Origin of the sequence: Haloferax prahovense DSM 18310 (genome assembly GCF_000336815.1) — an archaeon.
GTDB lineage: Archaea > Halobacteriota > Halobacteria > Halobacteriales > Haloferacaceae > Haloferax > Haloferax prahovense.
The window spans coordinates 430,248-452,900 of the sequence record NZ_AOLG01000047.1; the positions used below are offsets into that span (position 1 = coordinate 430,248).

At 67.2% G+C, this 22,653-nt stretch carries 20 protein-coding genes and 1 tRNA gene; 9 read left to right on the forward strand and 12 right to left on the reverse strand.

Annotated elements, in window-relative coordinates; all coding sequences use genetic code 11:
* On the forward strand, positions 1-1,605 hold the full coding sequence (locus tag C457_RS13985) for a hypothetical protein (RefSeq protein WP_008095579.1): 1,605 nt from the start codon (positions 1-3) through the stop codon (positions 1,603-1,605).
* 51 nt (positions 1,606-1,656) lie between these two features.
* Here the strand turns inward: C457_RS13985 and C457_RS13990 are convergent, their stop codons facing one another.
* The 3 genes from C457_RS13990 to C457_RS14000 are packed head-to-tail and all read right to left on the reverse strand — an operon-like array spanning position 1,657 to position 4,579.
* Positions 1,657-2,655 carry a metal ABC transporter permease gene (locus tag C457_RS13990; RefSeq protein WP_008095581.1) on the reverse strand — a complete coding sequence of 333 codons (999 nt, stop codon included), beginning with the start codon at positions 2,653-2,655 and terminating at the stop codon, positions 1,657-1,659.
* Positions 2,652-3,476, reverse strand: a complete 825-nt coding sequence (locus tag C457_RS13995; protein ID WP_081909220.1) for a metal ABC transporter ATP-binding protein — start codon at positions 3,474-3,476, stop codon at positions 2,652-2,654. Before C457_RS13995 ends, C457_RS13990 begins: the two co-directional genes overlap by 4 nt.
* A complete protein-coding gene (locus C457_RS14000; RefSeq protein WP_008095585.1) occupies positions 3,473-4,579 on the reverse strand; it encodes a metal ABC transporter substrate-binding protein in 1,107 nt (368 codons plus the stop codon). Before C457_RS14000 ends, C457_RS13995 begins: the two co-directional genes overlap by 4 nt.
* A gap of 188 nt (positions 4,580-4,767) precedes the next feature.
* Here C457_RS14000 and C457_RS14005 point away from each other — a divergent pair, with 188 nt between their 5' ends.
* From C457_RS14005 to C457_RS14020, 4 genes are all read left to right on the forward strand, one after another.
* Entirely contained in the window at positions 4,768-5,007 is a 240-nt protein-coding gene (locus C457_RS14005; protein ID WP_008095587.1) for a glutaredoxin family protein, read from the forward strand.
* Positions 5,004-5,537, forward strand: a complete 534-nt coding sequence (locus C457_RS14010; protein WP_004969720.1) for a cob(I)yrinic acid a,c-diamide adenosyltransferase — start codon at positions 5,004-5,006, stop codon at positions 5,535-5,537. Before C457_RS14005 ends, C457_RS14010 begins: the two co-directional genes overlap by 4 nt.
* A 260-nt stretch (positions 5,538-5,797) precedes the next feature.
* Positions 5,798-6,049 (forward strand): hypothetical protein, encoded by a 252-nt coding sequence (locus C457_RS14015; RefSeq protein WP_008095589.1) that lies wholly within the window; start codon positions 5,798-5,800, stop codon positions 6,047-6,049.
* Between the two features lie 72 nt (positions 6,050-6,121).
* A tRNA-Val gene (locus C457_RS14020) sits at positions 6,122-6,196 on the forward strand.
* Between the two features lie 239 nt (positions 6,197-6,435).
* On the opposite strand, the gene C457_RS14025 is transcribed toward C457_RS14020, so the two are convergent.
* Positions 6,436-6,624 (reverse strand): DUF7511 domain-containing protein, encoded by a 189-nt coding sequence (locus C457_RS14025; protein ID WP_004975315.1) that lies wholly within the window; start codon positions 6,622-6,624, stop codon positions 6,436-6,438.
* On the reverse strand, positions 6,624-6,773 hold the full coding sequence (locus C457_RS20785; RefSeq protein WP_181950681.1) for a zinc finger domain-containing protein: 150 nt from the start codon (positions 6,771-6,773) through the stop codon (positions 6,624-6,626). The genes C457_RS14025 and C457_RS20785 overlap by 1 nt, the downstream gene beginning before the upstream one ends.
* A 500-nt stretch (positions 6,774-7,273) precedes the next feature.
* Here C457_RS20785 and C457_RS14035 point away from each other — a divergent pair, with 500 nt between their 5' ends.
* The gene (locus C457_RS14035) at positions 7,274-9,043 is read left to right on the forward strand and encodes a DUF7282 domain-containing protein (RefSeq protein WP_083864298.1); all 1,770 of its coding nucleotides are present in this window, start codon (positions 7,274-7,276) and stop codon (positions 9,041-9,043) included.
* A gap of 90 nt (positions 9,044-9,133) precedes the next feature.
* Here C457_RS14035 and C457_RS14040 read toward each other — a convergent pair whose 3' ends face one another.
* From C457_RS14040 to C457_RS14065, 6 genes are all read right to left on the reverse strand, one after another.
* On the reverse strand, positions 9,134-9,505 hold the full coding sequence (locus C457_RS14040) for a hypothetical protein (RefSeq protein WP_008095593.1): 372 nt from the start codon (positions 9,503-9,505) through the stop codon (positions 9,134-9,136).
* An 80-nt stretch (positions 9,506-9,585) separates the two neighbouring features.
* Entirely contained in the window at positions 9,586-10,290 is a 705-nt protein-coding gene (locus C457_RS14045) for a haloacid dehalogenase type II (protein WP_008095594.1), read from the reverse strand.
* A 120-nt stretch (positions 10,291-10,410) separates the two neighbouring features.
* Positions 10,411-12,195, reverse strand: coding sequence for an Ig-like domain-containing protein (locus tag C457_RS14050; protein WP_008095595.1), 1,785 nt, complete (start codon positions 12,193-12,195; stop codon positions 10,411-10,413).
* A 3-nt stretch (positions 12,196-12,198) separates the two neighbouring features.
* The gene (locus C457_RS14055; protein WP_049913600.1) at positions 12,199-14,370 is read right to left on the reverse strand and encodes a hypothetical protein; all 2,172 of its coding nucleotides are present in this window, start codon (positions 14,368-14,370) and stop codon (positions 12,199-12,201) included.
* A 4-nt stretch (positions 14,371-14,374) separates the two neighbouring features.
* Positions 14,375-16,507, reverse strand: a complete 2,133-nt coding sequence (locus tag C457_RS14060) for a type II secretion system F family protein (RefSeq protein WP_008095598.1) — start codon at positions 16,505-16,507, stop codon at positions 14,375-14,377.
* A complete protein-coding gene (locus tag C457_RS14065) occupies positions 16,497-18,689 on the reverse strand; it encodes a type II/IV secretion system ATPase subunit (protein ID WP_008095600.1) in 2,193 nt (730 codons plus the stop codon). Before C457_RS14065 ends, C457_RS14060 begins: the two co-directional genes overlap by 11 nt.
* 387 nt (positions 18,690-19,076) lie before the next feature.
* Between C457_RS14065 and C457_RS14070 the strand changes: the two genes are divergently transcribed.
* The gene (locus C457_RS14070; protein ID WP_008095601.1) at positions 19,077-20,219 is read left to right on the forward strand and encodes a CBS domain-containing protein; all 1,143 of its coding nucleotides are present in this window, start codon (positions 19,077-19,079) and stop codon (positions 20,217-20,219) included.
* A 102-nt stretch (positions 20,220-20,321) separates the two neighbouring features.
* Here the strand turns inward: C457_RS14070 and radB are convergent, their stop codons facing one another.
* Entirely contained in the window at positions 20,322-21,011 is a 690-nt protein-coding gene (radB, locus tag C457_RS14075; protein WP_008095603.1) for a DNA repair and recombination protein RadB, read from the reverse strand.
* Positions 21,012-21,150: 139 nt separating this feature from the next.
* On the opposite strand from radB, the gene C457_RS14080 reads away from it, so the two are divergent.
* Both C457_RS14080 and C457_RS14085 read left to right on the forward strand, forming a co-directional pair.
* The gene (locus C457_RS14080; RefSeq protein WP_008095604.1) at positions 21,151-21,897 is read left to right on the forward strand and encodes a hypothetical protein; all 747 of its coding nucleotides are present in this window, start codon (positions 21,151-21,153) and stop codon (positions 21,895-21,897) included.
* A 181-nt stretch (positions 21,898-22,078) separates the two neighbouring features.
* The gene (locus tag C457_RS14085; RefSeq protein WP_008095606.1) at positions 22,079-22,618 is read left to right on the forward strand and encodes a hypothetical protein; all 540 of its coding nucleotides are present in this window, start codon (positions 22,079-22,081) and stop codon (positions 22,616-22,618) included.
* Positions 22,619-22,653: the final 35 nt, after the last annotated feature.

Consider the following 22,653-nt stretch of genomic DNA (forward strand, 5'->3'; position numbering starts at 1 on the left):
ATGGAGACGATGGTTCGGCAGGTCGGACACGTCGTTCGCGTCCGCGCCCTCCGCGGGGTCCGGCGAGCGCGCGACCGCCCGATGGTGTCTGTGCTCTATCTCGCCGCCGTCTCGTTCGCACTCCTCGCGGTCGTCGGCCGACTCCCGGTCTCCGGCTACGAGGCGGTCTGGAGCGACCCGGGTGCGTACGCCGCCGGCGTCGCCGTTGCGGATGGGAGAGGGGCCGGCGCGCTCGGCACCGCGCGCGGGCTGTCGGGACTGTTGGCAGTCGCGACCTGCTACGGTGTGCTCGTGAGAACGGCCCAACGAGAGGACGACGAACGGACTGACCACCGGCGCCTCGCGCTCTCCCCGACGGCGTTTTTCACCGCGGAGCTTCTCGACCAGCTCGCGTTCGCCGGCCGGCTCGTCGGCGTCGTGGGCGTCGCCGGTGGCGTCGCGTTCGCCGCCGGAGCGGCGTCACCGACGACGGCTGTGACCGCGCTCGTCGCCGTCACGGCGCTGGTCGCGACGGCCGTTGCGGTGACATTCCCGGTCGCGCTGGGTGTCAGATTGGCGTTCCGTCACTATCCGCGAGTGCGACGGCACCGGCTCCTTTTCGGCGCGCTCTTGGTCTCGGTCGTGGGCTTCGCGTTCGTTCGAACTCGGTCGTCCTTCGCGCTCCTGAGCGGACTCCCGGTCGGTTGGTACGCCGACCTCGCGCTTGTCGGCGCGGGCGTCGGTGCCTCGGACGGGCGCGCCGTCGCCGCCCTCCTCGGAACGCCTGTCGCGTGGTGGCTCGGTGTCGCCACGGCCCGCCGGATAACTGACTACCAACGGGCGGACGCTGGAAAGGCAGGGGAAACGCGGGGAGACCCGGCAATCGTAACCCGGCTTCGGGTCGCCGGCGGCCGGCTCGTCGCCCGTGTCGCCTCGCGGCCGACGGCCGCCGTCGCCCGCGTCGTGTGGCTCCGCCTGTGGCGCGAACCGCGCGCACTACTGTTCAGCGGAATCGTCGTCGGAGCCACCGCGGGGGTGGGACTCGTGGTCGTCGAGACGTTCCCGACCGCGCTTCCGGCCGTCGTCGCGACCTACGTCGCGGTCGCGACGGGCGCGGGAGTGACGCTCGACCCGCTCGGAACCGAAGGTGCCGCGCTCCCGCTTACGCTCACGGCACCCCACGGGCGCGAACGAGTCGTGACGGGCTACGCGCTGTCGGCGGCCATTCCGGGGACCGCGCTGTCGGCGGCGGCCGGACTTGGAACCGCGCTCTCGATTGGCGCTGCCCCGGCGGCCTGCGTCGGCGCGGCGCTCGTCGGCTCGATACTGGGTGCGACAGCGCCCGTCGTGTCGCTCGCGGCCGGTCTTCGGCTTTCGCCGACGGACGCGGCGACCGGCTCGCGAGGCGTCGGGCTCCCCCCGCTCGGCGCGCTCTCGGCGTTCTCCGTGGTCGTCGCGCTCATCGGGATGCCGGCTATCGCCGCGACCGCCGCCATCGAGACCGGTTCGATGTCTCTCTCGACGGCCATGACGGTCGCCGTCGCCGCGACGGCGCTTCTCGGACTCGGCGTGGGCTGGTACGCGTTCCGGGACGCGGTCGGGCGACTCGACCGGTACGAACCATGAGCAGCCTCGAAACCGCCGAGCTGACGGACGGGGCGAAAAACGCGAGCGACGTTACAGGTCGGAGGACTCGATACTCCCCAGTTCGGGCGTCGCGTCCTCTCCGGCGCGCGACTGCAACTTACCGATGGCGACGGAGACGACGTAGATACCGACCGCGAAGAGGACGATGACGCCCCCCGCGGTGGCCTCGCCGTAGTAGGACGCGCCGATGCCGAGCAGCACGGCGAGTTCGGCGAGGACGACGGAGACCAGAAGCGACTCGGAGAAGCTTCGGGAGACCTGCGCCGCGCCCGCGACCGGGACGACGAGCATGGCGGCGACGAGGATGACGCCCATAATCTGCATCGCGCCGACGACGACCAGCGCGGTCAGCATGACCATCACGCGGTTGTACCACGTCACCGAGATGCCCGAGACGGCGGCGGCCGTCTCGTCGAACGTCACGTAGAGCAGTTGGTTGCGCGTGAGCGCGACGGTGCCGACGATGACGGCGAACAGCACGAGCAGGATGGCGGCGTTCTCCGCCGAGACGGTCGAGAGGTTGCCGAAGAGGTACTGGTTGATGCCGACCGCGAGGCCGCCCGCGTTGAGGCTGATGAGGACCGTCCCCAGCGCGAATCCGGTCGACAGCACGATTGCCATCGACACGTCGTTGTAGGCGTCGGTCGTCTCGGAGATGAGTTCGATGAGGAGCGCCGCGATGACGGCGACGACGACGGCGGTCAGGTACGGCGAGACGCCGAGGCTGAACACGCCGTTGAGAAAGAGGCCGACGGCGACCCCGGCGAAGGCGGTGTGGGCGAGCGCGTCGCCGATGAGCGCGAGCTGGCGGTGGACGAGAAACGTCCCGATGAGGGGAGCCATCACGCCGATACAGAGGCCGACGAGGATGGCGCGGTGCATGAACCGGTAGTCGAGGAAGCCGAGACCCGTTGCGTCGCCGACGGCGAAAAGCAGGTCGGACCACAGCGCGAGGAACCAGTAGAACGGCGCGAGGACGGCGTCCAACGGTCCCGCCTGCAACGCGGCGAACAGTTCGACGGGTATCACGCGCCACCACCACCGGCGAACGAGGCCGCGGTCCCGAACGCTCGTGCGAGCGCGTCGCTCTCGACGAACTCGTCGGTCGGACCGTCGAAGTAGACCTCGCGGTTGAGACAGACGACGCGCCGGGCGTGGTCGGTGACCGCGCCGAGGTCGTGTTCGATGAGGAGAATCGTGATGCCCTCCTCGTTGAGCGCTTCGAGCAGGTCGTAGAAGGCGTCGACCGACTCGGCGTCGACGCCGACGGTCGGCTCGTCCAAGACGAGCAGGTCCGCCTCGCCGGCGAGCGCACGGGCGATGAAGGCGCGCTGGCGCTGGCCGCCCGAGAGCTTCGTCACCCGGCGGTTGGCGAAGTCCGTCATGCCGACTGTGGCGAGCGCCTCGTCGACGATGCGGTGGTCCTCGGCCGAGAGCCGGCCGAAGCCGACGTGGGGGAACCGACCCATCTTCACGACCTCGCGGACCGTGATAGGCATCTCCTTGGAGGCGCTCGCGTGCTGGGCGACGTAGCCGATGCGCGCGCCGTCGTCGAAGGCGTGCGAGGGCTCGCCGAACAGCCGCGCGGTCCCCGCGTCGGGCCGGAGCAGGCCGAGGATGAGCTTCATGAGCGTCGATTTCCCGGAGCCGTTCGGCCCGACGATGGCGACGTACTCGCCGGGGTCGATGCGGAGCGAGATGTCCTCCACGACGGGCGTCGCGGTGTACCCGAACTCGACGTCTGCGAGTTCGACGAGGGGGCCGGACGAGCCGCCGGCGTCGGCGGTGGCGTCGTCGGCGACGCCGATATCAGCGGACTCCGCGGACTCGCCGTTCCGGAGGGCGCTCATTCGAAGTTCCTCCACTCGTCGGCCCAGCCGTCGTGGCCGACCTCGTCGGGCGACTTGTTGCCGAGGACGACCTCGAACGTGGGCATGTTGATGTTGTACGCGATTTCCTCGTAGCCCCAGTCGTTTTCGACCCAGTCCTCGCGGACGCCCGCGTAGGGTGTGACGGGGAAGTACGCCTCGACGGGCGTCTCGGCGATGAGCTGTTTCGCCGGGCGACGCGTCTCGAAGACGCCCGCGCCGATGTACTTGATGTCGTTGTCCTCGATGACGCGCTTCGCCTCGGTGATGTCCGAGGGCTTCACGTCGCCGCTGGCGGCGAGGTTGACGACGAGCGGGCGCATCTCGACGCCGTAGCGGACGCCGATGTACTGGAAGGCGTTGTGGGCCGCCAACTGGACGACCTTGCGCGACGCCCGGTCGAAGATGTCCTGGTAGTCCCGGTCGATGCGGTCGAGCACGTCGGCCTTGTACGCGTCGGCGTTGTCGCGGAAGGTCTCCTCGTGCTCGGGGGCGAGTTCGACCAGCCCCTCGGTGATGTTGTCGACGGCGGTCTTGGCGCGCCGCGGGTCGAGCCAGAAGTGGGGGTCTCTCCCGCGGCCCTCGCCGACGCCCTCCTCGTCGCGGTCGAGGCTCGCGGCGAGTTCCACGAGTTCGACGCCCTCGCGGACGTTGATGAGTTGGGTGTCCACGTCGTCGTCTTTCAGCGTCTGGATGGCGCGGTCGGCCCACGGTTGGAAGTCCTCGCCGACGTGGACGAACGCGTCGGCCTCGATGATGTCGCGCGTGACGCTCGCGTCCGGCTCCCAGCCGTGGCCGTGGAGGCCGGTCGGAATGAGGTTCTTGAGCGTCACCGGCGTGTCGGCCGCGACCTTGCGCGCGAAGTCGTAGAAACTGAAGAACGACGCGACGACGACGAATTCGTCTTCCGACTCGGACCCGCCAGAGGCGTCGTTGGAGCCGGTGTTCGAGCCATCGCTTCCGCTTCCGGCTCCGCCGCCACCGCCGAGACAGCCGGCGAGGCCGGCCGTCAGCAGACCGGAACCGGCCGCGACGACCGACCGCCGAGAGAGTTTGGGGTCGACCGAATCTGCGTTAGTGTTCATCACTATGTGAAATAGATACAAGCCACCATATAGATTTGTTGCTCTAAGGTTGAATTTTGACGTGTCTAAAACATGCGGGTGGAGAGCCGTAACGGCTCACGGGGCACCGACGGCACGACGACCGAGGCGTGGCGGTCGGGTCCATCGGCGTGCAAATCTCTTTGAGTCGGCGCGCCCAACGGCGGGGCATGGGAATCGAACTCTACGCGCTCGACGGCTGTCCGTACTGCGAGAAGGTCCACGACGCGCTGTCCGAGGCGAGCGTCGACTACGAGACGCAGTGGGTCGACGCGCTCCACTCGGACCGAAACGAGGTCAAGCGCGTGAGCGGCCAGCGCGGTGTCCCCGTTCTCGTTGACGGCGACCGCGGCGTGACGATGTCCGAGAGCGAGAACATCCTCCGGTACGTCGACCAGACGCTGGCATGAAGATATACACCGGCCGCGGCGACGAGGGGATGACCGACCTGCGGGACATGACCCGCGTGTCGAAGACGAGCCACCGCATCGAGGCCTACGGGACGGTCGACGAGGTGAACGCCCTCGTCGGGACCGTCCGCCCGACCGGCCACGACGACGTGGACGACGTGCTGGAAGCCGTCCAGAACCACCTCCACATCGTGCAGGCCGACCTCGCGAACCCCGACCCCGACGAGGACGACCCGCAGATAGCCGCCGACCACGTCGACGAACTCGAAGCGTGGATAGACGAGGCCGACGAGGAACTCGACCCGCTCACGTCGTTTATCCTCCCCGGCGGGAGCGAGACGGGAGCCAAGCTTCACCACGCCCGCGCGGTGTCGCGGCGGGCCGAGCGTCGCGTCGTCTCGCTCGCGGCCGAAGAGCCGGTCAACGAGGAAGTCGTCGCGTACCTCAACCGCCTCTCCGACGCGCTGTTCGTCTTCGCGCGACTGGTCAACAAGCGCGACGGCGTGCCCGAGGAGTCGCCGACGTACTGAGTCCGAGCGCCCGCTTCACCCGCCGGCGTCGGCGCGGTCGCTCACGAGGATAATGGGACCAGGACGGACGAATCGTGCCCACGGTATCGCCGTCCCGGAAAGGGGCCAGACGCTAACTGGAACCGACCACGAAGCGTGGCCTGCGTTCCCGGTTTTAGGTATGCCTAAGAATCACTAAAGTGTATCGCTCTTTCCCAGACAAATGACTCTCGGTAACACGTGACATAACCGTTTTCTCGTCGCCGTGGCTATCCAGAGGTATGAACCGACACTTCACCGACGCGCGGTACTACTTCCGACGGGGATTCGAGCACCTGTACGCCGGTCTGGACGAGGAGACGGCACCGCTCCGTCGCCGCCTCATGGCGGCGCTCGGGCGCGAGGTTGAGGACGGGGAGGAGTCCGAGCCGCAGACGCGGCGAGAGCGCGTCGAGTACGGCGCGCGCCGGGCGGCGACGCGGAGTCGCCGGGCCGCCGGGCGGGTTCGCCGTCGCGTGCGGCGACCCGAGTAGGCTCGTTTGTGCCCTCGAATCGGGGCACAACGTAAGTCTTAATTGGCGGCGCGGAAAATCGAAATCGTAGCCGGGTTGGTGGTCTAGCCAGGTTATGACGGCTCCTTCACACGGAGCAGGCCGGCGGTTCGAATCCGCCCCAACCCACTTCTCTTCGACACCACCGACGAGCGACAGCGAGGAGCGTGTGTCGAAGTGTGTGGTCGCCGCGGATTCGAAGCAGGGAGCGAACGGAGTGAGCGACCGAGGTTCGAATCCGCCCCAACCCATTTTCTGATTCCTCGAACACCGAGCGGAGCTGAACGTCGTGGCCGGAGCGAGGCGTCCGTGGAATCGGAGACTGAGCACTACCAGGTGAACTACCGAAAAGCGCCGCCCGCCGACGCCTACGCGATGTCGTCGAGCGAGACGGCGCTTCCGCGGTCGACCGTAATCCACGACGTCGTCAGCTCATCCGACTTCGGGGAAAACACCGTCAGTTCGGTCGGGTTCTCCGGGTCGTCGTAGATACATTCGAGGTCGAACACCGGCGCGTCAGCCAACTCGTCGGAACTGTGTGGTGCGGCCGTGCTCATCAGATGGATACGTCCGTCTGGCAACTCGCACACAGCGCGTCGGCGACCGCCTCCTTCGGGACGGACGTCCCGCATCGAGGGCACCGCGAACGGGTGCGCGAGTACTCCGTGTACGGTGCAATCCGCGAATTCTCGTTGGATTCGCTCATACACGACCAAATAGGACACGAGTACAAGAAGTTTTGGATATTAAGAGTGTAATTCCCCAAATTCGAACTCATATGTAACGGCAATTCTGATTATATTGCCTACTCCTCAACGTCGTGGGGACAATCGGTACCCGGGTGGGAAGTCAGATGAGACTACTCGAACGACACGTGGGACAGCCAGCGATTCGACACCGTTCCGTTTTCGAAACGCTCAGCCGACCCCGTCTCTCAAAATGTCAAGAACTTCGAATAAACGAGAAGCTACCACGTTAGCTTTGGCGACCGACTCGCTTTTCTGACAGTTAAATCGTAGCGTCTCGCGTGAAACATCGTGTTTCGTGAACTGTTGCAAAAAAACAGGTCAATGAGCCCCCAGTATCGAAATCAGAGACAGACTAACCACCTATACCATCAGGTAAGTTGACAGCTTGCACGCGAAACTATTGAAACTATCTCGTCAGCTTTTGCCCACAGCGTCGGTAGATTGTCACTGCAGACACATGAATACACGAACACGTATCGCCGGCGTCCTCGTCGTCGTCGCGCTCGTCGCGGCGGCGGCGACAGGAACTGGGATGGCGGCGGTCGACACACGGCAGGCACAGGTACAGCAACAGACACAGACACAGATGCAGGCGGAGTACTGCACGTATCCGAGCAACACGACCTACGGGTCGTTCGAGGTGAGTAACCTCTCCGCGCCGTCCGGCGTCGAAGCCGGTGAGCCGGTGACGGTATCGGCGGACATCACCAACCCGAACGACGTGCCGATGATTCAGTGCGTCGAGTTCCGTCTGGAGGGTGACGTGGTCGAACGGACCGGCTGGGCGCTGAACCCCAACGAGACCGAGACCATCACGTTCGACGTCAACACGACGGGCCTCGAAGACGGGACGTACATCCACGGCATCGAGACGCGCGACTTCGGTGAACTGGCGACGCTCACCGTGGGCGAACAGCCCGAGCCAGAACCCGAAGAACCGACCGCGTCGCTCCAGTTCGACGACCAGGAGTCCGACGGGAGTAGCGTGACCGTCGCGAGCGCGAACCTCTCTGACGGCGGCTACATCGCTATCCTCGACGAGAACGGCTCGGTCGTCGGTGCGACCGACTACCTCGAACCCGGCGAGCAGGAGAACGTCTCCGTGCCGCTCCTCGAATCGCTCAACGAGAGTGCGACGCTGACTGCACAGGCGCACCTCGACACCAACGACAACCAGACGCTCGACTTCCTCACGTCTAACGGGACTGAAGACGGCCCGTACACGGTCAACGGGACGCCCGTCACCGACGACGCTGACGTGACCGTCGGCGAGGAGCCGACGCCGGAAGAGCCGACCGCGTCACTCCAGTTCGACGACCAGGAGTCCGACGGGAGTAGCGTGACCGTCGCGAGCGCGAACCTCTCGGAAGGCGGCTACATCGCCGTCATCGACGAGAACGGTTCGGTCGTCGGCGCGACCGACTACCTCGAACCCGGCGAGCAGGAGAACGTCTCCGTGCCGCTCCTCGAACCGCTGAACGAGAGTGCCACCCTGACTGCACAGGCGCACCTCGACACCAACGATAACCAAACGCTCGACTTCCTCACGTCCAACGGGACCGAAGACGGCCCGTACACGGTCAACGGGACGCCCGTCACCGACGACGCTGACGTGACTGTCGGTGAGGAGCCGACCACCGAAGAACCGACGACTGAGGAGCCGACCACCGAAGAACCAACTACGGAAGAGCCAACGACTGAGGAACCGACCACCGAAGAACCGACAGCGACCGTCGAGTTCGAAGACCAGAACTCCAACGGGGCCACCGTGACCGTCGCGAGCGCGACCCTCTCTGAGGGCGGCTTCGTCGTGATTCACAACGAGAGCGGCGACGTCGTCGGGATATCGAACTACATCGAAGAGAGCGACAGTAACATCCGAATCTTCCTCACCGAGTCGCTGAGCGAGAGCGCCACCCTGACCGCCATGGCGCATCTGGATACGAACAACAACCAACAGCTCGATTTCCTCTCGTCTGACGGCGCTGAGGACGGCCCGTACACGATGGACGGGTCGCCCATCACCGACGACGCGGAGATAACCGTCGGTGACGAGCCGACGACAGAGGAACCAACGACAGAGGAACCAACTACGGAAGAACCGACCACGGAAGAACCGACGACTGAAGAACCGACGACTGAAGAACCGACCACGGAAGAACCGACGAACGAGACGGAGACACCACCGCCGACCGAGACGCCTATCGACAACGGAACGGAGAACTGAGACGACGACCGCCGACCGACCCGGTCCTACCGCCGAGTCGGCTCGAACTATTTTTCACGACGAGCGCCGGTCCGACCGACCCGGCAGCAGTCACCGACCGAGCGCCGCGAGCAGGCCGTCGGGAACGGTGAGGAAACCGAACCAGACCAACAGGACCACGAGCGCAGTGTAACCGATAGAGATGGCGAAGTCCTTGGCGAACCGTCGGGTCGTATATGGATGCGATTCGGCGGACACCGCGTCGACAGCGCCCTTGTGGAGCAGGACGAAGCCGACCACGTTCGTCAGCCAGTAGCCGGCGACGACACCCGGGAGAAACCAGCTTCTGGAGACGAGACTCACCGTGACGCCGAACGCGTAGGCCAGCGGGAGGTTGACCACGAGGTCGTTCCACCACGAAAGCGGGGACAGAACGAACCCGATAGCGGCCAAGATTCCGCCTTTCACGCGCCGGCGTTCCATCCAACTAGATGAACGGCCAGCGACAATAGTATTGTGAGCACCTGGCGCGCGGTTCCCGCGAGCGGGTGCGAGCCGTGGGGTCAGTCCGCCGTCCCGCTTTCGTCGCCGACGAGCGTGTCGACGAGCGCCGTGAGGTCGGAGACAGAGAGGTCCGGCTCCGGTCCGAACGGTTCCCACGGCGAGTCCTTCCGGTCGACCCAGACGCCCTGCATCCCGGCGTGTTGGGCCCCCATCACGTCGAACCAGCCGGCGGTCGCGTGGGCGATTTCGTCGATGGGCGTCCCGGTGCGGGCGGCCGCGTGGCGGTAGAGTTCCGCGTCGGGTTTGAACACTCCGACCTCGTCGGCGCTGACGACGCCGTCGAGGAGGTCGCGGATGTCGGCGTGGTCGACCATCGAGTCGAGCATCTCCGGGTTCCCGTTCGAGACGACGTAGCAGTCGTAGCCGGCGTCGCGGAGGCGGCCGACCGCGTCGCGCACGTCGTCGAACACGTCGAGTTCGTGGTAGACCGAGAGAATCTCGTCGCGCTCGGTCGCCGAGACCGACGCGTCGTGGGCCTCCAGCGCGTACTGGAGCGCCGCGCGGTTGACCTCGTAGAAGGGCTCGTACTCGTCGATGTGGTTGCCGACGAAGGTGTATTCGAGCGACCGCGACCGCCAGAGCCTCGAGACGGGCTCGGGGTCGTCGACGCGCTCGGCGAGCGCCTTCTCGGCGGCGTCGACGTCCACGAGGGTGCTGTACGAGTCGAACGTGACCGTCGAGACGCGGTCCGGGTCGAACGACATGCGAGACCCTACGGCGACGCGGGTGTTAACGATACGGCGGTCGTGCGAACCCGGCGGGAAAAAAGACCGAAGAATGGGGTTGGCGCTCCTGACGAGCGCGGCGGAGGTGAGTCGGCCTACTCAGTCGTCCTCCCAGAGGGTCACGAGGATGACCACGTCCTGCATGTCGAAGGCGTTGCTGTTCGTGTTCGTCGTGCCGAGTTCGAACAGGAAGATGGCTTGGTTGCTGTCGAGTTCCATCGTCTGTCCGTCGTCGCTGATGTAGGGGGCGACGAACTCGGCGGCGTCGTCCTGTCCGTTGTAGCCTTTTATGTCCGGCACCGGGTCGCCGTCGCGGAGGACCGCGACCTGCCGGTGGTCGACCGACGAGTCGGCCGTGACGTAGCCCTCGGCGGCGGCGACGATGGAGAGGCCGTCGCCTGCGTCGCCCGCCACGTTGAACGAGCGCGACGCGCCGTCGTTCACGTTGTTCCAGTCGAACGGGCTGTGGGACTCGCCGTCGACGACGAAGGTGACGGAGACGGGCACGTCGTACCGCCCGTTCTTGATGGCGCTGCCGAGCAGTTCGAACTCGCCCGTGAAGTCGTCGGAGGGGACGACCTCGCCGTCGTCGATGGTGAAGTCATCTTCGGGCTCCGGCGTCGGGGTCGGCGTGGGTGTTGGCGTTGGTGACGGCGTCGGCGTTGGAGTGGGCGTCGGAGTCGGCGTCGAGGTGACGACGTTTCTGACCTCGTAGGTCTCGCCCATCCCGCGGACTTCCAGCGGGAAGGTGACCGTCGCGCCGGGGCCGGACGCCCCGTCGAGGGTGACGGTGACCGTGTCGTGTTCGATTTCGGTCACGCCGTCGGGCGCGGTGTACGTGAAGCTCGCGCGGCCCGACTCGTCGGTGACGGCGGTCGCCCCGTCGGTGGGGGCGACGGTGCCGCCGAGCGAGGTCGGCGATGCGACGGTCAGCGTCGCGCCCGCGGCGGGCGCGCCGTACCGGTCGAACGCGCGGACGACGAGCGTCTCGCGGCCGCCGGAGGGGACCGCGGCGTCCTCGCCTTCGACCGCGACGGCGTAGGCGGCGGGGTCGGGTTCGACAGCCTCGCCGACGCCGAGGCGAGCGACGCGGAAGTCGTAGCGGACGCCCGCGTCGAGTTCGATAGTGACGACCGCGTGGTCGCCGCTGGAGGTGTAGGAGACGACCCGCGCGTGGGGTTCCTCGGCCATGAGGTCGACCCACGCGTCCTCCGAGAGGTAGGTCGGCACCGAGATGCGAACCGGGTCGGTGGCGCTGTAGACGGGTAGCGACTCGGTGCGGACGGAGACGGGCGCGAGCGCCACGGTGTCGCCGGCGGTCGTGTGGCCGTCGAGGTCGCCTTCGAAGAAGACGAGCGTGACGGTCGTGCCGCGGACGAGCGACTGGCGGTGGACGACGGGGGTTCCGTCGGTTTCGAGGTACGAGACGCCGCTTTCGAGCACCATCCGGGCCTCGTCGCGCTCGGCGTAGTCGGGTTCGTAGACGATGGCCCCGGTCGCGTAGGTGTGCGTCGAGCCGTTCCAGAAGACCCGCTCGGGGCCGACCGCGGAGACGCCCGTGACGGTCACGGCGTCCGCGCCGTCGACCCGGAACGTCCCGACGCTGTCGGGCGGTGAGACCACGAGGTAGCGCTCGGGGTACGACACGTCGGAGTCGACCGCGACGCGGCTGCCGGCGTCGACGCCGGAGGCGCGGAACACCTGCGAGTCGAGCGACGCGAGGTCGGTCGAGACGCTGGCGCTGTGGTCGGCTTCGTCGCCGGCGGTCCAGACGGGCGTGCCCGCGAGTTGGACCATGGCGATGACCGACACGATGAGGCCGAACGCGAAGACGAGCCCGAGGATTTCGGACACGCCGCGAGAGTCCAGAGAGAGGCGAGACACGGCTCAGACCTCCACGTCGGGCGCGTTCAGTTCGGGCGAGTCCTCGTCCTCGATGGCGGAGTCGGGGAGGTAGATGCGGGTCGCCGCGGTGATGACCACGTCGTCCTCGGCGGAGATGGCGGCCTCGCGGCCGCTGACCATGCCGCTGTCGGAGGTTATCTCCACGTCCGTCTTCGCCGAGGCGATGTTCGCGCCGACGACGAAGATGTTGCCCTCGGCGTCGACGAGGATGTCGCCGTCGCCGAGCATGACCACGCCGTTGAGGTTGACGCCGCCGCGGGCGGAGTCGATTTCGAGGTCGGCGTTGTCCTTGACGCCCGAGAGGCCGGCCCCGGCGAGGTCGACGCCGTCCGCGCCGTCGATGCGGACGTCGCCTTTCCCGCTGATGTCGGCGCTCCGGGCGCTGACGAAGCCGTTCGTCGAGGTGACAGCGAGGAGGTTGCGATCCTGCGTGAGCGTCACCCCGGCGTTGTCGAGGTCGATGTCGCCGCCGGCCTCGATGGTGAGGTCGGCGTTGCTGCCCTGCGTGACCGACGCGCCGGAGAGGTCGATTTCGTCTCCCGCGGTCACGTCGATGTTCTTGCCCGAGACCGAGGTGACGCTCACGCCGACCGCGGCCAGAGAGCCGCTTCCGGCGTCGATGTCGATTCGACTGTTCGAGCCGGTCGCGACGACGTCGACGTGGAGCGAGACCCCGTCGCCCGCGAGGGTGATGTCCTCGTCGGAGACGATGGTTCGGACGCTCGGCGGGACGACGAGCCGGTCGGAGCCGGCGTCGTAGACGATGTCGCCGCCCGTGCCGGTGTTGTTGACGCGGTAGTCCGCGCCGTCGAACTCGCCGTTGCCGTCCACGTCAGCGTAGACGAAGCCGGGGTCGCCGATGGCGGCCACGAGCCCGCGGAGCGGGTCGGTGACGCCGCCCTCGCGGAGCTGCACGTCGAAGGTCACGCGGTCGACGTTCGCGCCCGCGGAGTCCTCGACGACCACGTCGAACTCGTCGGAGACGACGCCGTCGACGCTGCTCGTCGCGGTGTAGACGAACGTCGCGCGGCCGTCGCCGTCGGTGACGGTCGAGATGGTTCCGGTGTCGCGCGCGACGATGCGCCCGCTCTCGGCGGTCAGGCCGGGGCTGGCCTTGACGACCGCGTTGGGGACGGGGTTGTTCTGCGCGTCGCGGACCTCGACGACGGCCCGGTGGGTCGCACCGGGCGGGACGACGGCGTTGTCGCCCTCGACGTCGACGATGTAGGCGGGCTCTTGGAGCGCGCCGGGGGTGTCGATGCCGACCCGCGAGAGCCGCAGGTCGTACGTCTTGCCGGGCGCGAGTTCGACCGTCAGGGTGTTGTAGTCGGCTCCGGTCGCGTAGGCGATAGAGCGGACGTTGGGTTCGTCGGCCAGCAGGTCGCGCCACGTGTCTTCGGAGAGCCGAGTGGGGACCGAGATGGAGATGGGCGTGCCCGCGTCGGTGACCGTGATGTAGTCGGTGCCGGCGCTCAGGGGGACGACGCTGAAGGTCGTCGCCTCGCCCGTCGCGGTGTCGATGTCGCCTTCGAGGAAGACGAGAGACACCTTGGTCCCGTCGACGAGCGACTGGGTCGCACCGACTTCGCCGCCGCCGTAGGCGGTGTACTGCGCGGTCCCCTCGTGGACGAGCGAGGGTTCGCTCTGGAGGTACCGGTAGTCGGGTCGGTAGACGAACTGCTGGGTGTCGAACGCGTGTTCGGAGCCGTCCCAGTAGGTGCCGGTCTCGCCGGTCGCGACCGCGCCGGAGATGCGGGCCGTCGCGGGGTCGGTCGTCCGGAGCGAACCGGAACCGGCCGCGGGCGAGACGAACAGCGCGCGGGTCGGGTAGTCGACGCCGGCGTCGAGGGTCGCGCGGGTCTGCCGGCCGTCGACGGCCTTGGCGACGCTCTCGTCGAACGCGGCGAAGTCGGTCTCGGCCGCGGTGAGGTGTTCGAATTCGGTCTGTTGGTTCCACGCGGGGACCGCCGAAACCTGCACCATCGCGACGAGCGAGACGACGAGCGCGAACGCGAGCATCGTGCCGAGGATGGCCGAGGCTCCGCGGCGGTCACCGCGGAGGTGCGAGCCGCGGCGGGCCTCGCCCGCGACGAACCCGCGCAGTACGTGCCTGAGGGGCGATTGCGTGTGTTGATTGGGAGTGTTGTGAGTCATGGCCTTACACCAGTGCGAAGGCGACGAGCGCCAGCGCGGACAGTCCGAGGGCGTACTTCAGTCCGCTGAGGGCGCTGTTGTCTGCCAGTTTTCCGGCGAGGAGTCCGCTTCCGACCGCCTGAATCAGCGCGGAGTGGAAGAACACCACGTGGAAGTTCGCCAGCGGCACCGACGAGATGCCGATGGGGAGCGACTGTCCGTCCATCGACGCGGACGCCGACGGCCCGGTCATCTCGGCGAGGGGGCCGAGGTAGCTCGCACCGAGCATCAGGATGACGAACAGGTAGACGAAGTACCCGATGACGACGATGGCGATGTACGAACCCATCGCGCGACGGCGGGACTTTTCGAGCTTGTACCGGTTGCGGGTGTCCTCCGCGGCGACGCTGAGGACGCGCGAGAGGTCGCCGCTGGTGCGGCCGCCGCTGGCGATGAGCCGGATGACCCGCGAGAGCTGCGGGACGTTGAGCCGGCTGGCGAACGCCATGAGCGCCGAGTGAGCGTCGTGGTTCCAGTGGATGTCGTTGCGGAGCGCGCGGAGTTCGTCCGCGAGCGCGCCGTTCGACCACCGGGAGACGAGCGCGAGCGCCTCGACCAGCGAGATACCCATCTGGTTGGCGCTCGACAGCAGGTTCAGCGTGTCGGGGAAGCGCCGTTCGAGCGTGCGCTCGCGGCGGGTCCGAAGCTCGTGGAAGACCGTCAGGGGGACCGCGACGATGGCGAACGGGAGGACGACGAACCAGACCGTCGTGTTGTACGGGTTCGCGAGCATGGCGTCGAGCGTCGGCGTCGCGAGGCCGAGCACGAGGACGCCGACGACCGACAGGAGCGCGAGAGGCACCGTGACGACGGCCGAGAGGTACGGCTGGCGGCGCATGATGTCGAGCGGGTCGCCGACGAGCGTCCGAAGCTCGTACACCGCGTTTTCCCGGCGGTAGTCGTCGAGTCGCTCGTCGACGAAGCCGCCGTCGGAGGCGACGCCGTCACCGCCCCAGCGGGCCTCGCGGGCGCGCTGGACTTCGCGGCGCATCGCGCCGAGGAAGTTGGCCACGACCGTCCGAATCTCTTCGAGGACGGTCACGTCGTGTTTCGTCCGGACCGTGTCCTGCGTGTACGGCGAGGAGAGCACGTCCACGAGGAGCAGGAACAACGCCATCCCCAGCGGGAAGATGAGGTAGTTCAGGGCGTACAGCTGGACGAGCGTGTCGCCGCCGAGGAAGCTGATGACCATCAGGGTGACGATGAGCAAGAGCGGCGCGGCGACGAACGCGGCGACGAACACCTCAGAGAGCATCGACAGCGTCTCGATGAAGTCCTCCTGCTCGTCGCGGGCCTCTTCGAGGTACGTCGCGGACTCGCGGTCGAGGAAGGCGGCCACGTCGCCGCCGGAGTCGAGGACCGAAAGGAGGTCGTCGAGGAACTGTTCGAAGTTGATCGACGGCGTCAGGTTCCGCGAGTTGCGGAGCGCCGTGAACAGGTCGTTGCCGAACAGGTCCATATCGCGGGCAATCATCTCGAACTCGCTGGACACCTCGCCGTAGTCGGGCGCGTCGGCGACAGAGCGGATGACTTCGAGGAAGCTCATCCCGCCGTGGCTGAGCGCGTACATGTAGACGATGGCGTGCGGGAGCAGGATGTCGATGCTCCGGCCGCGCATCTCGGCGCGGCTCTTGGGGAGGTAGTACCGGGCGTAGTAGGTCCCGGCGGCCGCCAATCCGCCGACGAGGGCGACGACGGCCGCGCCGAGGATGGGCACCTTGTAGGGGAGCAGGGGAACGACGTACTGCGCCGCGATGCCGAAGCTCACGGGGCTCGACGCGTTCGCCAGCACGCCCATGCGGGCGAGGACGAACGTGAGCGCGAGCCCGACGAGCGAGCCGAACACCGCGGTGACGAACGCCAGTTTGAGCGACTGCGTGAGGTACAGGTCGTAGGTCGTACCCACGCGGGTCTGGTTCAGCCAGCGCTGGAGGTCGCGGTGGCCCGCCGGGTTACGCTTGAAGTACGTGCGGACGTACCCGTAGCGCTGGCGGAGCCGCTTGACCTCCTCGGGCGACTCGTCGAAGTGTTCGCGCGGGAAGTACTGCTCGACCTCGTAGTCGGGCAGGGGAACCGAGGACGACGAGTCAGCGGGCATCGTCGGCCTCCCGGTCGTCGTCGTCGCTCACGGCTTCGTCCGCGTCCGAGGCGTCATCGGCCGGCGCGGGGCCAGCCTCCACGATATCGTCGAACTCGGTGGCGTCGTCGTCGCTGTCGACGACTTCGGAGTCGTCAGCGTCCGAGGCGTCGTCAGCGACGGTATCGGCATCGTCGTCGCCGACGACTTCCCAGCCATCGGCGGCAGCGTCAGCGTCAGCGTCGCCGTCGCCGTCCGCGCCGTCGTCCAACTCGATGTCGAACAGGTCAGCGAGCAGGCGCTCGGTCTCGGGCGAGACCTCGATTTCGTCGTCGTCGAGGTCGTCCCCCGCGGCGTCGTCCTCGTCGCCCTCGTCGACGGAGACCAGCGAGGTCTCGGCGTAGACGTGCGCGAGGAGGCCTTCGCGGTCGCGCTCGAAGCGGCGAATCATCGCGGAGACCGTCAGGTAGTCGTCGACGCCGGAGGCGGCGATGTACCGGAGCACGTCGGCGCGAACGTCGAGTTCGTACTGCAGGTCGGCGGCCGTCCAGCCGCGCTCGGCGGCGATTTCGTCGAGGACGACCGAGTCGCCGACGCGCTCGTGGGCGTCGTTCTCGGGGTTGCGCTTGAACACGTCGCGGAGTTCGACCTCGCCGTCGTCGTCGACGCCGGCGATTTCGGTGACGGCGATGTTCCGGCGGGTGCGGTCGCCGTCAAGGTGAATCTGCTTTTGGACCGAGATGATGTCGAGGTCCGAGAGCATCTGGGCCGGCACGCCGAGGGGCTCGTTGCGCATGCGGTGGACCACGCCCTCCGAGGAGTCGGCGTGGAACGTCGTGTACGCGGTGTGGCCCGTGGCGATGGAGTGGAAGAACGTCAGGGCGACGCGTTCTTCCGTGCGAATCTCACCGACCAGCAGGTACTCGGGGCGCTGTCGAAGCGCGGCCTGCAGGAGCGCGTACATCGACACCTCGCCGCGGCCGTCGGCCGTGAACGTGTCGCGGGTGACGGACTGAATCCAGTTGTCGTGCGGGAGAGTGATTTCGCGCGTGTCCTCGATGGAGACGACCTTCGCGTGGCCGGGGACGAAGAAGGACACCGCGTTCATCGAGGTGGTCTTCCCGGAGCCCGTGCCGCCCGCGAAGATGAGCGACCGGTTGTTCTCGATGGCGAGCCAGAAGTACGCCATCTGCTCGACGCTGAAGGTGTTCCAGCGCACGAGGTCGACCGGCGACAGCGGCACGTCCGAGAACTTCCGGATGGTGAAGTTCGACCCGCGGGTGGCGATGTCCGAGCCGAGGGTCAACTGGACGCGGGAGCCGTCCGGGAGGCTCGCGTCCACGAGCGGGTCGGAGACGGTGACCTGCTTGCCCGCGCGTTGCGCGAGGCGGATGGTGAACGACGAGAGGTCGCCGTCGTCGAAGACGACGTTCGTCGGCACGTCCCGGTAGACGCTGTGGAAGACGTAGACGGGAACGTCGTCGCCGTCACAGGAGATGTCTTCGATGCCGGGGTCCCGCATCACGGGGTCGATGCGGCCGAAGTGGATGAAGTCGCGGAGCAGGAAGTAAAACAGCTTCCAGAGCGACCCTTCTTCGACCGTCGCCGCGTGTTCGGTGATTATCTCGCGGGCCTCGTCGTCGAACACGTCCTCGCGGTCGCCGTCGGCGTCGAGGTCGCGGTACAGGAGGCTGTTGCGCAGAATCTTCGTCAGGTCGTCGCGCACGAAGTCCTCGAAGTCGTCGAGACGCGGTTCGCTCACGTGGTACTGGTGTTCGCGCTTCTCGTGGTCGTACAGGATGGAGACGAACGCGAAGGGCTTGTTCACCCAGTAGTGTTCGACGGCCTCGACGCCCTCGAGGAACGAGAAGTCGAAGAACTGGTCTTCGATGAACGCCTCCGAGGGCGTCGGCGCGAACGCCGTCTCGTCGTCGATTTCGGCGAAGAACGCCTTCACCTCGCGGAGGACGGCCTCCCGGAGCGTTTCCGGGCGGTCTTCGTCCGCCGCTTCGTCGTCGGTGAGGTCTTCGACGGGGCCGTATTCGATGCGGTCCGACGCGGGGACCGGTAGTTCACTCGCGCGGGCGGCCATCGCCTCCAGACCGGTCGTGGGGACCAGTTCGGCGGTGCCGGCACCGTCTGCTCGGAACGATTCTTCGCCATCGCGGCGGTCAGTCTGGGAGTTCTTGTCAGGAGACGCCATTCTCTGGAAATACTGAACGGTAGGAACGGCTGTAAGTATGGAGCGACTAGATGTGCGAATTCGACCGGTTAGGCCCGAACTACCGGCATATCCCGAATTCATCTAGTCCGATCTCGACCGGGAATCGAGGCGGGGGTGTCCCCAAACTCGCCTGTGAGAGAATGGCAACTGAGTTACAGTATTCGGCCGCGCGCACCGTTCACGGTCGACGCGTCGGCGAGAAACGACGATATTCAGCGTGAGAATAGTGTTACCAATAAGCACAGGCCGTCTGTCGTCGGAATTCCACCCTTCAGCCCCGTCGTGGCCTTGCGATTTCGGTCCTTCCTCGCGGGTGGAAACGGGACGAACCTTCAAGAGAAGCGGCGTTGTATGTAAGGATGTATTATGGATATTGCTGATATCGCCACTCCTGATTTCATCGAGGTCGACGTTGACGAGCGATTAGGCAAGGTCCGCTCCATCTTCGAGCGGGAAAACCCTAAAGGCATCATCGTCCAGGACGACGGCGAGTACGCGGGCGTCATCGGTGAGAAGCAGCTCATCAACTCGCACGTCGAAGACAACACCAAAGCGGCCGCGCTGACGAAGGCCGTCCCCAAGATAGACCGTCACGAGAACGTGCGCGAGGTCGCGCGCATGCTCGTCGAGGGCAACACGAAGGTCGCGCCGGTCTACGAGGGCGAAAAACAGTACGGCATCATCACGCAGGACGCCATCCTCGAGGCCGTCCTCGACAACCTCGACGCGCTGACCGTCGAGCAGATTTACACCGACGACGTGGTCACCATCGGCGAGCGCGACCACCTCGGACAGGCCATCAACCGCCTCCGCGAACACGGCGTCTCGCGGCTGCCGGTCGTCGACCCGGACGGCCGCCTCGCGGGCATCCTGACCACCTACGACCTCGTCGAGTTCATGGTGCGCGACGAGGGTCGGCAGGGCAAACAGGACCGCCGCGGCGACACCGACCGGATGCTCGACCTCCCGGTCTACGACCTCATGACCAGCCCGGCGCGCACGGCGACGCCCGAAGAGAGCGTCCGCGACGCGGTCGCGCGCATGCTGGAACACGACATCGCCGGGCTCGTCGTCACGCCTGCCGACGACGACGGCGAGGTCCTCGGCGTGGTGACCAAGACCGACGTGCTCCGCGCGCTCACCTACACCGAAGAAGAGCAGATGGACGTGCAGGTCACGAACATCGGCCTCCTCGAAACGCTGAGCCGCGCCGACATCAACTCGGCCATCACCGAGGTGGCTGACAAGTACCAGCGGATGAGCGTGCTCCACGCCCACGTCCGCTTCCACGAGCACAAGGAGAAGCTCCGCGGCACGCCGCTCATCCAGTGCCAGATTCGGCTCCGCACGAGCCACGGCCAACTGGCCGGCAGCGGCGAGGGCTACGGCGCGGAACACGCGTTCCACGTCGCGCTCGATAAGCTCGAACGCAACGTGCTCGAAGTCAAGGGCTTCGAGGCCGACGAGCGCTACCGCGGTCAGCTCCTCCGGAAGCTGAACGAGCTGTAACGCCGACGCACCGGACACACCGGTACGCCCGAAATCGAAACGCGAACGGAACACAGGAGCAGGATTGGGCCGGGTCGTCCGCCCGGCCGCGTCGACCTTTTTCTACACTTCAGTCGCCGAGAGCCCGCGGTCCGTTATCTTGAACGTCGCCGTCTCCCCGGCGGGTTTCGCGCGATGTTTTTCGAGCGTCGCCCGGCGGTTGCCGCCGCGGAAGCGGTCGAGGCGGACGACGGTGCCGGTCCAGTGTTCGAGGGTGTGGCCGCCGAGCGCCCGCGTCCGGTCGGTGTCGGGGTCGGAGTACACCTGATTCGTCAGGACGACCGCGAGGTCGTGTTTGCGCGCGAGCGACAGCAGGTGCGTGACCTGCCGGGCGACCCGACGGAGCGCCTCGCCGCCGTCGCCCTCGGCGGTCCGTTCGAGCCGGTAGAAGCCGGTCGCGGAGTCGAGGACGATCAGGTCGGCGTTGGGGGCGAGTTCCTCGGCGTCGCGGACGGCCTGTTCTTGGTCCTCGAAGTCGTACGCCTCGCTTATCATCAGCCGCGAGGTCACAGACTCCACGTCCTCGGGGGCGACCGCCTCCGCGAGCTGCTGGAAGCGGTCGACCGACAGCCCCTCGGTGTCGATGTAGACGACGGTGCCACCCGCTGCGGCGACCCGGACCGCCGCCGAGAGCGCGACGTTGGTCTTGCCGGCCGCAGAGGGGCCGTACACCTGCGTGACGGTGCCGCGTTCGAACCCGCCGTCGAGGAGGTCGTCGAGCGCCGTGCACCCGGTGGAGACTGACTCTGTCACGTCAGGTGGTGGGTGCCACCGGCCGAAAAAGACCCCGGTCGCCCGGCGCGGTACGGGCCGCCGCTTCGGTGCCAGTCCGCGACCGTCGAGGGCGACCCGCGCACGACGCTTTATTCGTCGCCGTCGCCAAGGGAGGGTCGTGATAGTCGTCGCCACCGCTGACTTCGACCTCTACCACGAGGCCGTGTCCGAACTCCGGAGCCGAGGAGTCGCCTTTACCACCGTCGAGCCGGGCGACCCGCTTCCCGAGCGGGCGCGGGTCCTCCTCACCAGCCCGGACGACGACCTCGACGGCGTCGATACCGACGGCGACGTGGCCCGCGTGACCGCGACCGGCGACGACGTGCGCCGGGCCGTCGACGAGGCGCTCGCGAGCCTCCGCGGCGGCGACGGACGGACCGTCGTCGGCGTCGACCCCGGAACCAGACCCGGCGTCGCCGTCCTCTCGGGTGAGACGGTCGTCGCCGCGTTCCACGTCCCGCTTTCGGACGCCGTCGAGGTCATCCGCCGCGAGACCGAGGACGCGGTCGACCCCGTGGTCCGCATCGGCGACGGCGCGCGCCTGCAGGGCGCGAAGCTCATCAACGACCTCGACGACGTCGCGGTCGAACTCGTCGACGAGACCGGAACGACGCCGTACCTCGGGACCGGCGCGCGCGGCATGGGTGACGTGCTCGCCGCGGTGAACATCGCCCGCCGGGACGGCGAGCGCATCGAATCCCGCGAGATAGAGCCGACCGAGGGCGAACTCACGCGCATCAAGGCGCGTTCGCGCGAGGCGTCCGACGACAACCGCACCATCGACGACGCGCTCGCGCGCCGCGTCGCCGGCGGGGAACTGAGCATCGACGAAGCGCTGGACGAACACCGCTCGCGCGAGGAGTGAGCGTCCGTGTCGGCGGTTGTGCCGCCGTTAACGGCCGCCTAACGGGTGTCTACGCGACCGGTCGAGGGGCCGTGTTCGAGTGGTCGGCAGGGAAAAGAACGCTATTAACGCGACTCTCGGTTTATGAGACGCGCCGTGCCCGATTCATACCTACGTTCTACCGTCGCGTATCTCGTGTCGCATGAGCACATCACGCACCCCCGAAGTCGGGCGACGAACGTACCTGAAGGCTCTCGGCGTCGGCGCGCTCTCGCTCGGCGCGTTCGCCTCGCCCGTGGCGGCGCACCGCGGGGCGCTCCAGCGCGAACTCTCGTCGGTCCGGGCGGCCACGTCGAAGTACGCCGACGTTCGGAAGGCCATCGCGGACGGCTACGTCCTCGGCAGTCCGTTCGTGCCGGGCATGGGCTACCACTACGTGAACCACCACTACATCATCGAGAACTACGACGACGAGGTCGATATCACGAAGCCCGCCGCGCTCGTCTACGGGAAAAACGAGGGCAACGGCAAAGAGGAACTCATCCTCGGCGCGGTCGAGTACCTGTTCGACGAAGGGCCAGAGTACGAGGGGCCGTTCCCGGACCTGTTCCACGGCGACAGCGACGACGGTATGTGGGGCTTCGCCGGCGGCCACTGGGGCCTCCACGCGTGGGTCCACGTGAACAACCCCGCGGGGACGTTCGCGCCGTTCAACTCCCGACCGCAGTTCAACGAGAAGTGACCTGACGGGTCGGCCGCGACCGCTTTTTCGGCAAA